The sequence below is a fragment of the Paenibacillus sp. FSL R7-0331 genome (genome assembly GCF_000758645.1).
GTDB lineage: Bacteria > Bacillota > Bacilli > Paenibacillales > Paenibacillaceae > Paenibacillus_AQ > Paenibacillus_AQ camerounensis.
Genome location: NZ_CP009284.1, coordinates 853,218 through 867,027, shown reverse-complemented (window position 1 = coordinate 867,027; position 13,810 = coordinate 853,218). Strand labels below are relative to the sequence as shown.

The 13,810-nt window shown below is 53.6% G+C and carries 8 protein-coding genes; 6 read left to right on the top strand and 2 right to left on the bottom strand.

Annotated features, from left to right (window positions below):
* Positions 1 to 137: 137 nt before the first annotated feature.
* Both R70331_RS03765 and R70331_RS03760 read right to left on the bottom strand, forming a co-directional pair.
* Entirely contained in the window at positions 138 to 2,294 is a 2,157-nt protein-coding gene (locus R70331_RS03765; protein ID WP_042172968.1) for an alpha-galactosidase, read from the bottom strand.
* A 521-nt stretch (positions 2,295 to 2,815) separates the two neighbouring features.
* Positions 2,816 to 5,476 (bottom strand): beta-mannosidase, encoded by a 2,661-nt coding sequence (locus R70331_RS03760; RefSeq protein ID WP_042172966.1) that lies wholly within the window; start codon positions 5,474 to 5,476, stop codon positions 2,816 to 2,818.
* A gap of 355 nt (positions 5,477 to 5,831) precedes the next feature.
* On the opposite strand from R70331_RS03760, the gene R70331_RS03755 reads away from it, so the two are divergent.
* The 6 genes from R70331_RS03755 (at position 5,832) to R70331_RS31405 (ending at position 13,252) form a co-directional block, all read left to right on the top strand.
* Positions 5,832 to 7,181 carry an ABC transporter substrate-binding protein gene (locus R70331_RS03755; protein ID WP_042172964.1) on the top strand — a complete coding sequence of 450 codons (1,350 nt, stop codon included), beginning with the start codon at positions 5,832 to 5,834 and terminating at the stop codon, positions 7,179 to 7,181.
* 124 nt (positions 7,182 to 7,305) lie between these two features.
* On the top strand, positions 7,306 to 8,199 hold the full coding sequence (locus R70331_RS03750; RefSeq protein WP_042172962.1) for a carbohydrate ABC transporter permease: 894 nt from the start codon (positions 7,306 to 7,308) through the stop codon (positions 8,197 to 8,199).
* A gap of 2 nt (positions 8,200 to 8,201) precedes the next feature.
* Entirely contained in the window at positions 8,202 to 9,035 is an 834-nt protein-coding gene (locus R70331_RS03745) for a carbohydrate ABC transporter permease (RefSeq protein WP_042172961.1), read from the top strand.
* 24 nt (positions 9,036 to 9,059) lie between these two features.
* A complete protein-coding gene (locus R70331_RS03740) occupies positions 9,060 to 10,940 on the top strand; it encodes a cache domain-containing sensor histidine kinase (protein ID WP_042172960.1) in 1,881 nt (626 codons plus the stop codon).
* Positions 10,941 to 11,011: 71 nt separating this feature from the next.
* On the top strand, positions 11,012 to 12,514 hold the full coding sequence (locus R70331_RS31795; RefSeq protein WP_042172958.1) for a response regulator: 1,503 nt from the start codon (positions 11,012 to 11,014) through the stop codon (positions 12,512 to 12,514).
* Positions 12,515 to 12,526: 12 nt separating this feature from the next.
* Complete coding sequence (locus R70331_RS31405; protein WP_042172956.1) at positions 12,527 to 13,252, top strand: spermidine synthase; 726 nt, start codon at positions 12,527 to 12,529, stop codon at positions 13,250 to 13,252.
* Positions 13,253 to 13,810: the final 558 nt, after the last annotated feature.

Genomic DNA, 13,810 nt, shown 5'->3' with positions numbered 1-13,810 from the left:
TAACATACCCGCGGGCGCTGAAATTAAGGATACTTTTTCCTCTCAGTTTATTATTCCCAAGAAAATTAAAAAAGCCAGGTTTCCCTGGCTCATTCATAGCGATTCATTTAATTAATCATGTTGTTTAATTAAACCCATTAATTCTGGGCCTTCAAATGGAAGCAGCCGCTCACATAGTCGCGCTGGATGTCCGGCAGCGCCAGCCCGGCCTGCATCAGCCGGTCACCGCCGAAGACTTCACCGCTATCCAGCACCGTGTAGTCGAGATCCGGGTTCAGGCCGCGGACCTTCAGCGTCCGGCGTGCCGGATATGGCACAGCCATTACACGGAAGTAATAGACCAGCGCCTCGCGCTGATCGTCCGAGACGAACATCCACGCCGTTTCATTACCCTCGAACGGACTCTGCAGGCGGTACAGGTTACCCTGCTGCACGAGGCTGCGGATTTCTTTGTAATTCGCCACCTGCTGCTTCACCAGTTCCTTCTCCTCATCGGTGAACTTCGTTAGGTCAAGCTCATAGCCGAAGTTGCCGGACATGGCGACATCGCCGCGGAACGACAGCGGTGTAACCCGGCCGACCTGATGGTTTGGCACCGCCGAGACATGTGCGCCCATCGCGCTTATCGGGTACACCAGACTGGTGCCGTATTGAATCTTCAGGCGTTCCGCCGCATCGGTGTCATCGCTGGTCCAGGTCTGCGGCATGTAATAGAGCATCCCCGGGTCGAAGCGGCCTCCGCCGCTGGAGCAGCTTTCGAACAGAATATGCGGGAAGTCCCCGGTCAGACGGTCGATCAGCTCATACAGCCCCAGCACATAGCGGTGGGCAGTCTCAGCCTGGCGCTCAGCCGGCAGTTCAGCCGAGCCGATCTCCGTCAGGTTGCGGTTCATATCCCATTTTACATAGGCGATAGGCACGCTAGAGAAAATTTTGCTGAGCGCGTTATACACATAATCCCGTACCTCGGCGCGTGTAAGATCAAGCACCAGCTGCCAGCGTGCCTCGGTCCGCCGGCGTCCTGGCACATGCAGGCACCAGTCCGGATGCGCGCGGTACAGGTCGCTATCCGGGGAAATCATCTCTGGCTCAACCCACAGGCCGAACTGCATGCCCAAGTCATTGACCCGCTTGGCCACATCTGCCAGTCCGCCCGGCAGCTTGCGCAAGTCTTCGGTCCAGTCGCCGAGTGATGAGTTGTCGGCATCGCGCTTGCCGAACCAGCCGTCATCAAGCACGAACAGCTCGATGCCCAGCTTGGAGCCTTCCGCAGCAATATCAACCAGCTTGTCAGCATTGAAATTGAAGTAGGTCGCTTCCCAGTTGTTTACGAGAATTGGCCGCTCTTTATCACGGAAGGTTCCTCTTACAAGGCGTGTGCGGTACAGCCGGTGATAAGTCCGTGACATGCCGCCTAGGCCTTCAGCGGAGTAGACCATTACCGCTTCCGGTGTCTGGAAGCTTTCTCCCGGGGCTAGCCGCCAGGAGAAATCAAACGGGTTCAGCCCGATGCCCAGCCGGGTATGGCTGAACGCGTCCACTTCGGCTTCAATGGCGAAGCCGCCGCTGTAGACCAGAGAGAAGCCATATACTTCTCCCTGGTGCTCGTCCGTTCCCGGCTTAGCCAGCGCAGCGAACGGATTATGCTGGTGGCTGCTCATACCACGGCGGGACTGCAGCGCTGTCGTGCCCTGCTCCAGCCGTCTGCGGGTGAGATTTCCCTCCCGCGACCAGCCGCCGGACAGATAGATCAGGTCAAACTGTCCATCTTCCGGGAAATCGACCGAAGCGCTGAGTGCACGCAGCAGATCCACCGGAGCCTGGCCGTCATTGACCAGCTCCACCGAGCGGGCAATGACATCCGTGTCCCGGTATACGGTATACCGCAGAATTACATTCAGCGATGCATAATCATCGCGCAGCGTAATCTCCAGCGTATCCGCTTCTTCCGGTGACTCCACATATACAGACGGGAGTCCGGCAAGCTCAGGCTTTCCTGCCAGCACCCGGTATCCGGTGTACTGCAGCTCTGTAATCCGCGTACCGTCTTCCAGCTTGACCTGATAGGCCGGCACACGGTAATCTCCTGTACCGTACTGCGGATATTCCTGCGGAAGCCGGTCAAGCGCAGTGCCCACACCCAGATGCGGCAGCCCGTCCAAATTGCCTTCATGGCGCAGCTTTTTGCCCCAGTATACGTGCATAGGATAGTTATTATAAAGGCCGATGATATAGCTCATACCCTTGCTCTGCAAATGGAATATTCCTTTGTCTTCCTGTACCCAAATCGCCATTTTCCGGCTCCTTCTCCCTAATTGTTAGGTTTATTTTCTCTCACTCCGCTAATTTGTCCGCGCCAGATGAATTTAGCGGGAAAATAGAGGGATTTTTCCCTTTAATCTGGCCTTCGCGGCTCCCTTCGACCTCAATTAAAGGGATTTTTCCCTTTGATCTGGCCTTCGCGGCTCCCTTCGACCCCAATTAAAGGGATTTTTCCCTTTAATCTGGCCCTCGCGGCTCCCTTCGACCCTAATTAAAGGGATTTTTCCCTTTAATCTGGCCTTCGCGGCTCCCTTCGACCTCAATTAAAGGGATTTTTCCCTTTAATCTGGCCCTCGCGGCTCCTTTTGGCCTCAATCAGAGGGATTTCTCCCTCTGATCCAACCCCGTCAGCTCCCTTCGACCCCATTTAAAGGGATTTTCCCCTCTATTGAGACTCTGGTAGCGGCATCATCACTTAGCGGGACTCCTTCACTAATTGCGCTAACTCCCCCGCACTGGTTAGCCACCTTGGCTTCCTGAACGTTGTATCTGATTAGTTCACATAATCCGCCATCGAGCGGACTTCGAGTCCTTGCGGAGCAGCCGGAACGAAGTACGGCACTCCAGCGCCGGCCTTAACTCCAGTTGCTACTCCAGCTCCAGCGCCAGCTTTAGCTCCAGTTTCTACAGTTTCTACTCCAGCTCCAGCGCCAGTTTCCATTCCAGCGCCAGCCGCCGCATCAGCCCTCCGCCGCAGGAACTGCACCGTCTTCACCTGACCCGGAAGCAGATCAAAGTAGTTGTCCGAGAAGATGCCCTCCTGCTCCGCCGTCAGGTATACTCCTCTCGCCAGCACATCGGTGCTGACGGTGAAGCTCAAGCCGCCGCTGCCCGGCACCTCCGCCACCGTCAGAACCGGCTGCTCCAGCGTCAGCTCCTTTGCGGCTGCAAAATAGTGCTCCTTACGCTCAAGCAAGGTGCCGTCCTCTGCAAGCAGGGAGGCTGCCAGTACGACCTGTTTAGCATCAAGGCCCGCCATCAGCTCAGCCAACGGCACGGTGAACACCACCGCGGATGAATCAGCTGCCAGCTGCACAGACTGCTTCCACTCCTTCAGCACCGCTCCGCTAAAAGCATGCAGCCGCAGCACCAGCGCTCCGGCCAGTGCCCCCGGCAGGTCAGATACCGCATGGACCTGTACATTATCCCCGTCCGTCACCTCGACAGAAAGCATAACGTCGTTGAAGCTCCGGCGTGCAGTGTACTGCAGCGCCTTCCAGCGGCCGTAGTAGTCCATACCCGCCCAGGAAGCCACAGGCCAGCAGTCATTCATCTGCCAATACAACGTGCCCATACAGTACGGTTTGTTACGGCGGTGGCTCTCAATCGCCATCCGCATGGCCTCTGCCTGCAGAATCTGGCTCATGTAGAGGAACGACTTGAAGTCCTTAGCCTCAGGCAGATAAATGTCCATATATTCCTTGATAATCTGATTGCCGCGCCCGTTCTTCTGGTGGGCCAGCATGACCTCCGACTCCAGCTCCATATCCTTTTCTTCCGCATAGGTAAGTACCGATTTCAGCTCAGGGAAGGACTGGAAGCCGTATTCACTCATGAAGCGGCCGACTTTTACGTTATAATTCTCAAACGGCTCAATGCCATGCCACACGCCCCAGTAATGAACATCCCCATCACCTGCAATGCGCACAGAATGCTGATCGGCATCATTAGTAAGCTCACGGAGCGGAGAGGAAGGCCAATAATCGATTCCCGGATGATGTGCTGTTACCGCTTCCGGCAGAATACGGTGGAAAATCTCTTCATAAGCAGTCCACAGCGTCTCCCGGACTTCTCCGCTCAGCTTCTCCTTCCAGCCCCAGCCCTTGTTCTCCTCGAATTGCGCCCAGGCAGAGTCGATTTCATTATTGCCGCACCACAATGCAATACAAGGGTGATTGCGCAGCCGGCGCACATTGTACTCTGCTTCTTTCCGCACATTCTCAAGGAACACTTCGTCTCCCGGGTACATGCTGCAGGCAAACATAAAATCCTGCCATACCAGCAAGCCGTACTCATCACACAGACGATAGAATACTTCCTCTTCATAAAAGCCGCCGCCCCACACACGCAGCATGTTCATATTCGACTCTGCCGCTGACGCGATCTCATGACGGTAGCGTTCTTCCGATACTTCTGTAATAAAGCTGTCATTCGGGATATGGTTGGCACCCTTTGCAAACACCGGCACACCGTTCAGCTCGAACTTGAATGAAGCGCCCTTCGCATCCGGTTGGCGGATCAGCTTGATCTCCCGCAGACCGGTTCTCACTTCAGCATCAGCCAGCACTGCCCCATTCTCCAGCAGCTCCGCCCGGAACGTGGTTAACTCCGGCGCTCCCAGCCCGTTACACCACCACAGGCGCGGCTGATCAATCACCAGGTCCAGCTCAACCACGCCCTTACCAGGCTCCAGTGTAACCTCCCGCGTCCACTCCTGCCCTTCCACAGTCATCCGCAGCGTTCCCGCCCAGCTGTCCGGCGCATCCACTTCTACTATTGCTGTCAAGCGTGCCGACGCCTCTTTAACCTCATCCTGCCGGATGTATACATCTGCAATCGCCGCAGCATTCCGTCCGGTAAGCACGGCTTCACGCCAGATACCGCTGGTCAGGAACCGCGGGCCCCAGTCCCATCCATAATGATAGGGTGCTTTACGCGCAAATACGCTGATCCGCTTCTCCTCAAGACCGCCTAGCTCCGACTGGTCATTCGGGGCAGGCAGGTCATAACCCAGCTGCTCCAGCTTCGGCAGATCCTCTGTCACCACCGAGCGGAATTTCACCAGGATCTCATTCTCCCCGGCACGCAGCAGCCCTTTGACATCCACTGTCCAAGCCAGAAACATATTATCCGCCGAAAGCGCATGCACATTATTTACGTAGACATCGGCATAGGTATCCAGCCCGGCAAAATTCAGCTCCGTAACCGCCAGGCTCTCCCAGCCCTCATCCAGCTGCAGCGTCGTTCTGTACTCCCAGTCCTTCTTATCAATCCACTGCAGCCTATGCTCATTCGTTCCATAAAAAGGCTGATCAATCAGCCCGCTTCGCAGCAGATCGGTATGTACCGTTCCCGGCACCGCTGCCGGAAGCCACGATTCATCCCCGCTGGCCCTGAATTCCCAATTGTCCAAAACAAGCTGTTTGTGTGTCATGAGTCCTCCTAAAAGTTTTGTGAGCGTATACTTCCTGATCTACTTCGTACAAAACTCGCCTCGAAAGCATACGCTTAAGTTTTGTGAGCATACACTCCATTGATTTCGCCTCGTACAAAACTCGCTTCGAAAGCATACGCTAAAGTTTTGTGAGCCCTTATATATCCGCTTATTTCTAACTGCATTCGATAACCATTTTATTTTGTTATTATATTGTTAGCAACAATTTAATTATAATCCCACAAAGAGAACAAATAAAGACAATAAATAATAATTCAATACATTTATCAAGCCGCTCAATCGCGCTATAATATCCATGTAAACGCTAACAATTAAACGAAAAGGGGACTACGCAATGAGAAACAAGTTATTTTCGTTATCATTTGTTATTATCATGATTCTCTCTCTATCCCTGACCGGCTGCGGCTCCAACAACACTAACAACAACGCCGCCACAGCCACTGATGAGCCTGCCGCAACTGCTGCTCCTGCTAATACCGGCGGTGATGCAGCAGCAACCACTGAACCGGCAGCCCCAAGCGGCGCGGATATCAGCGGAAAAATCACCTTCCTGACCAACAGAACCGACATGATCGGCAAAGAGTATGACGAATATGTTAAGCGCTTTAATGAGAAGTATCCGAACATTAAGGTTGAATTCGAAGCCTCTCAGACCGACTACAACCAGCAGGCAAAAGTCAGAATGGCCAGCGGCGAGCTGCCTGACGTCATGTTCATCCCGACCATCCCTAACTCCGACCTGCCAAAATATTTCGCATCGCTCGATGACCTCGGCCTGACCGACCAGATTACATTTAAAGACTTCAAATCCTATGAAGGCCAGCTGTACGGCATCACTACAGGCAACTCCACTACAGGAATTGTCTACAACAAAAAAGCGTTCGCCGATGCCGGCATCACGGAAATCCCTAAGACCTGGGATGAATTCCTCGCTGCCTGCGAAAAGCTGAAGGCTGCCGGCGTTGTGCCGCTCGCTTCTAACTTCAAAGACAAATGGCCGCTGAACGACTGGGTCTACTCTGTTCCCCGGATTATCGACGGCGACCCTAATTTCCCTAATGAAAAACTGACCTCCGATACTCCTTTTACCATGGACAACGGCTACGGCAAATCACTGAGCCTGCTCAGAGAGCTGAATGAGAAGGGCTATCTGGAAAAAGACATCAACTCCACCAACTGGGAACAATCGAAGAAAGACATCGCATCCGGCAAATTCGCCATGTACTACCTTGGCAACTGGGTCATCAACCAGGTTATCGGTGCAGGCACAACTTCCGACAATGTAGGCTTCTTCCCGCTTCCTTATGACAACTCGGGCACAATCACTGCTCCGCTGAGCCCTGACTTCTTCTATGCAGTAGCCAAGAACAGCAAAAATGTTGACGCTGCCAAAGCGTTTGTTAAATGGATGATTGAGGATTCCGGGTATGAGGATTTTGCCGGCTTCATCTCTCCGCTTAAGGGCAAAGAATCCAACCTGACTCAGCTGAAAGAATTCCAGGCTACCGGCGTAGTCCTGCAGGAAGGCACTGTAGATGACGCCCAGGTTACTGAAATCACCAACAAAGCACAGCTCGACCTGCCGGCTATGGCTCAGGAATTCGTCCTGGCTAAAGATCCGCAGACCGTCTTTGACAAATGGAACAAAGCATGGGCCAAAGCTAAAAAAGACCTCGGCTATTGATCCTGTAGACACGCTGCAGCTTAGCTCCGCATAAACTTCGGCGCAAAATGGATTATGCCTTCTCTGGATAATCCATTTTGTCGTCATTCCAAAGAAACGCTTTTACGGAAAGAAGGTTAAAGACATGTTCGGCACATTATCCTATAACAAACAAAAGATGATTATCATCATTGCCTTTCTGACCATTCCGCTGCTGCTGCTGGCAACTTTCACTTATTATCCGGCGCTCAAGCTGATCTATTACAGCTTCACCAACTGGGACGGCTATAGCCCTGAGAAACCGTGGGTCGGCCTGGATAATTACCGTGAGGTGTTCGGCAATCCCGATATTTTCAAGGTATTCACGCATAACTTTGCCTACTTCGTCATGGGGATTCTCCAGAATATCGTCGCTATCTACTTCGCTGTCGTGCTTAGCAGCAAGCTGCGCGGCCGGAATGCCTTCCGCATCATGCTTTTCCTGCCTTATATAATGAACGGTGTCGCAGTGGCTTTTATGTTCGGCTATGTTTTTGACACGACTAACGGCTCTCTGAACCTGTTCCTGAACAGCATCGGGCTTACCGGACTAGGCCAGACCAGCTGGCTCGGTACCGAAGGGCTGGTTAACTATTCGCTCGCTTCCACCGGCTTCTGGCGGTTCATGGGCTATAACATGGTCATTTATATCGCTTCCTTGCAGGCTATCCCGAAGGACATTTATGAAGCGGCCAAAATTGACGGTGCCGGCTCCTTCCAGACACTGTGGAGAATCACCCTGCCTAACATGAAGCCGGTCATCCAGCTTAACCTGTTCCTGACCGTTACCGGAGCACTCGAAGTATTCGACCTTCCGTTCGTGCTGACCAAAGGCGGCCCGGCCGGTGCCAGTGAGACTTATGTACAGAAGGTAGTCGATACGGCATTTGCTTTTAACAATTATGGGCTGGCCTCGGCAATGAGCATCATCCTGCTCTTCTTTGTTGTCATTGTGCTGGTGGTGCAGCAGTTAGTGCTTAGCCGGGGAGGAGACAAATAATCATGACTCACAGCAAATTCCGCTCTGTTGATTTTATTAAATACGTTACGCTCCTGATCGGGGTGTTCGTCGTCCTCTTTCCGCCTTACGTGGTTATCATCAATGCCTTCAAATCTACGGATGAATTCAACTCCAGCAGCTCGATGGCTCTGCCGAAAAGCTTCCTGAATTTCGATAACTTTATCGCCGTGTTCCAGCGCGGGGGTCTGCTCAGCGGCTTCGGCAATGTACTGGTAATCATCATAATTACATTGACCCTGAACATTCTGTTTGGCACAATGGTGGCATACGTGCTCGGCCGCTTCAATTTTAAATTGAAACCGCTTGTATTCGGAGCTTACCTGGTCGCCACCATCATTCCGAGCATCACGACCCAGGTCGCCACCTTCGGCATTATCAAGAGCCTGGGGCTCTACAACACGCTCGGTGCTCCCATTGTGCTCTACATCGGTGCGGACGTGATCCAGATCATTCTGTATCTGCAGTTTATCCGCAACATTCCGTTTGATCTCGATGAGAGCGCCATGGTCGAAGGGGCCTCCCTGTTCAAAATCTACCGCTCGATCATCTTCCCGCTCCTGACCCCGGCGACAGCTACGCTGGTTATCCTGAAGACGATCAGCATCTACAATGACATGTACATCCCTTATCTTTATATGCCCAAACAGAGCCTTGGCGTTGTGACCACAATCCTGATGCGGTTCCAGGGGGTCAACTCGGGCGAATGGAATCTGATCTGCGCAGCGATTTTGCTTATTTTGCTGCCAACAGTCATTCTGTACTTCTTCCTGCAGCGTTATATTTTTGAAGGGGTTACGAGCGGCGCTGTAAAATAGGGTGTACGGAAAGGAACAAGCCCTGTGGTTTCCTATATCCTGAGCATTCCGCGCAGGCTCTGGCTGTTCCTGGCCAACCTGCCGATGGAGCGCAAGCTGATTGTCGTATTCGTCTTTGTGCTCTCCCTGCCGATCACTTATGTCAGCTACCTGTCCTCGCGCTCCACCTTTCATTCGGTGCTGCAGAGCTCCACGAAGAGTGCCGGACAGATGGCGGGCAACGCCTCGGATACCATCGACAGATATATCGCCGACCTGAAAAGATATACCGCATTGCCGCTCTACAATACCGATGTGCAATTCTATCTGGAACAGCAGAACGCTGACTGGGAAAAGAACACCAGCATGTCGATGTTCCTGAGCTATCTGATTCATACCAAGGAAGAGATGACTGCCGTATATCTCGTGGATAAATACGGTTATGTGTTCTATGACCGGGCTCCCGGTATAAATGAGCTGTTCCCGGCAGAACGGATGGCGCAGTGGCGGAGCCTCACCGAAGAAGCCGGGGTTGCTCCCGTTGTACAGGGCCGGCACACCATCAGGGTGAACTCCGGCGAGCACCGGGAGGTGTTCAGCGTAATGCGGACGGTGTCCTCGGTCAGCATGCTGAAGCCGATCGGCATGATTGTATTCGATATCGACATCGGACTGTTCAAAGGCATCGCCGAGCCGGTTAACGCCGTCACCCAGGGCAACACGATTATAATAGATGAGCATGGCGGGCTGGTCTACGGCGGTATAACTGCCGAGTCCGGCGGCAGTGGTGTAACTGCCGCTGCTTCCGCTGCTTCAGATATCCGCAGTTACACTAGCGCTGCAGGCTCCGGCCGGGAGCAGCAGGACATCGCTTTGCTGCTCCCGCAGACGATGGGTCCGGAAGGACATTTTCAATTCCGGCTGGAGGAGCAGGATTATCTGGCTGTATATACCGTATCTCAGAAAACCGGCTGGACCACGATGGTCACAATCCCGCTGGAACGCATCCTTACTCCGGTGCAGAAAACCCGCAATACGCTGATTTTGACTACACTGGCGATTGTCGCCATTGCGCTGGTGGCAGCAACCTTTATATCCTATGCACTGACCAAGCCGCTGAAATCACTGGTCCGGCTGATGAAGCAGGTGCAGCACGGCAACCTGGATGTATGGCTGTCTCCTAAATATAATGATGAGATTGGAATGATCGGCAGCCACTTTAACCGGATGATTATCCGGGTCAAGGATTTGCTCCAGGAAGTGGCGCTGACAGAAAAGCGTAAGCAGAAAGCCGATATGCGTGCTTTACAGAACCAGATCAACCCGCATTTCATCTACAATACACTGGAATCCATCCGTATGCTGGCGGAGGGCAGTGATGATCCGCGTGTAGCAGAGCTGACCTACCTGCTTGGAGTACAGATGCGCTACGGTATTGTCCGCAGCGAAGAAATGGTATCCATCCGCCATGAGCTGGATCATGTGCGCAATTATCTCAACCTGCTGCAGATCCGCTTCCCGGATAAGTTCAGGCTGGATATTGATGTGCCGGAGGAATGTTTACCGCTCCCTGTGCTCAAGCTGGTGTTCCAGCCGGTTGTCGAGAACGCTGTTTTTCACGGCCTTGAGCCAAAAGAAGGCCCGGGGACCGTCAGCATCACCGCGTGGAGTGAGGATGGCAAAACCGTATTTTGCGTCGCCGATGACGGTGTCGGCATGGATAGTGACACGCTGCGCCTGTTGAACAGTAACCTGATAAACAGCACCGACAGCGAGATGTTTGGGATCGGGCTGCGCAATGTCAACGAACGGCTCCGCCTGCATTACGGCAGCTCCTGCGGGCTGCAGGTGTTCAGTGAACCCGGCCGCGGCACGCGCGTGATCCTGCGGATCGAAGAGCCTGGGGACACGCGAGGCGAAGAATAAGCTGACTGAAGCACTATAAGTTGTCAGACCCGGCAGAGGTAAAAGCAAGTTCAGGAAAGGGGGAACCGTTATTGCTGCGCATAGTCATTGTAGATGATGAGGTTCTGATCCGCGAAGGCCTGGCCCGGATGATCGGCAAAGAGAGCAGTTCCTTCTGTGTCCTTGGTACCTACCCGGACGGCAAGCAGCTGCTGGATGAGCTGCCGTCCCTGCAGGTGGACGTTGTCATTACCGATATCCGCATGCCGCAGATCGACGGTCTGGAGCTGATCAGACAGGTGAAGGCCAGCCATCCGCAGATCCGTACACTGCTGATGAGCGGGTTCACTGAATTTAATTATGCCCGGGAGGCAATCCGCAGTTCAGCTGTGGACTACCTGCTGAAGCCGATCAACAAGGAGCAGCTCTTCGAGGTGCTTTATTCACTTGAGCAGGAGCGGAAGCTGCAGCGGGACAAGGAAGAACGCCAGCGCTCCGGGCTGCTGCTCTCGCTGCTGCAGATCGCAGAGCCTTCGGCTGCGCTGATAGGCGGCATTCTCCTGCCCCTTCCCTATTTTACAGTTACTGTTGTGAAGGGGGGCCGTCTGGAAGGAGCTATCGCTTATGCAGACCACCTTCGCGAAGCTCAGGGGATTACATCAGATCTGCTTGAAGTTCATAAAGGGCTGCTGGCCTGGGTCCGGTATTCGCGGGAACCGCTCACTCTTTCCGAGCGGCGGGGACCAGCCAGTGAAATCGGGACGGCTTGCCCGCAGCAGCGTCTGCATCTCGGGGTCAGCTGCTCATATGACGACCCCGCCCAGCTGAGGACCGCTTATCTCGAAGCCAAGCTGGCCTGCGATGCAGGAATCTATAACCCGCAGCTGCTGCATTATGCTACTATTGAGGAGCTGAAGCCTGCCGGTCACGCAACCTCTGCCGATCCCTTCCTCCATGTCCGTGAACCGCTTATTCATGAACTGCAGATTCTGAATATCCCCGGGGTCCGGGAGTGGATTCACAGGCTGTTCGGTATCTTTGAGGCACAGCAGGCCTACCCTGAGCTTATCATCCGCAGCCTGCAGCAGGTGGAGGAAACGGTACGTAATGAGCTGAAGGAATTTGAAGCAGCCCGAAGCCGGCAGGAGAACCGTCCGGGGCTGGAGGAGCAGATCAGAGCCTGCATGAGCCTTGGTGAAATTGAAGAACTGTTCACCTCATCATTAAGTGCTGTGCTGGAGAATATCCGTACCCACCGGCTGGAGCTGTCCGGGACGGCTGTTGAAACCGTAAAACGCTGGCTGACCGCCAACTATAAGCTGCATGCCGATTTGAATATGCTTGCCGGCATGGTGTTTTTGACGCCAAGCTATCTGAGCAAGCTGTTCAAACAGGAGACGGGGTTGACGCTTACGGATTATGTGATTGACATCCGTATCCGGACTGCCAAGCAGCTGCTGAAAAGCTCACCGGATCTTAAGGTGCACGAAATCGGCACAGAGGTCGGCTATCCCGATCCCGCCTACTTCAACAAGCTATTCAAAAAAATCGTCGGTGTCACGCCGAATGAATACAAACGAATTTCCCACGTATAAGGAGTCCTTTATTTGCAGCTGCACAATAACGATGATGAAATTCAAGTGTATGAAGCCACAGAGCTATATGGTGAAAAGGGACGCTTCCGTGTTCTCCAGTTCTCGGGAGAAGCCATCCAGGGTGCGCTTGACCTGGAGCAGCCGAAGCGGATCGTGTTCGAATACCCCCGGGCGATGATTCACCTTATGGAGTTCAACCGGCCGCTGTTTCAGGACGTGTTCCTGATCGGGCACGGGATCGGCACGATTGCCGGTTATTTTGCCGAAAAGCGCTTTAAAGTGGCTGAGGTGAATGCCGAGGTTGTCCGTTACAGCAGATCCCATTTCGGCTACGCCCAGGACAACGTTATGATCGGCGACGGCAGAAGCCTGCTGGAAGCAGAGCGGGACGGCCAGTATGATTACATTCTGCTCGATGCCTTCACCGCAGCCGGAACGCCGCAGCATCTCATCTCTAATGAGTTCTTCCGGCTCACCCGCGGCAAGCTTCATTCCGGGGGCTCCATCCTCATGAATCTTATGGGCAAAAATGAAAATGACCGGGTGATAAACGCGATTCATACCACCCTCAGTGAACACTATACTTATGTCGAAGCCTTCGCCCTGCCGGCAGAGGGCGCTGCGGATGTCCGCAACATCCTCTTGATGGGCAGCGGCCGTCCCGTCCGCTACCAGGCCCGCCAGCTGGCCGGCTTCGTTCCGGTCACCCTCGGCCAGGGGCATGTGATCCGGGACTGAGGGGCTGGGCTGCATAGCGGCATGCTCCGGTCCCCATGCCGCCCGCCATCGGCGGAGTTAGTGGGATTTTTCCCTTTCATTCGGCTATTACCACCCCCTTTTGGCGGATTTAGAGGGATTTTTCCCTTTGATTCGACCATTCCGACCCACTTTCGGCGGAATTAGTGGGATTTTTCCCTTTCATTCGGCTATTCCACCCCCTTTCGGCGGAATTAGTGGGATTTTTCCCTTTGATTCGGCTATTCCAGCCTACTATCGGCGGATTTAGAGGGATTTTTCCCTTTCATTCGGCTATTCCGGCCCCCTTTCGGCGGAATTAGTGGGATTTTTCCCTTTCATTCGGCTATTCCGGCCCACTTTCGGCGTAATTAGTGGGACTTTTCCCTTTCATTCGGCTATTACCACCCACTTTCGGCGGAATTAGAGGGATTTTTCCCTTTCATTCGGCTATTCCACCCACTCTCGGTGGAATTAGAGGGATTTTTCCATTTGATTCGGTTATTCCGGCCCACTTTCGGCGGAGTTAGTGGGATTTTTCCCTTTCATTCGGCTATTACC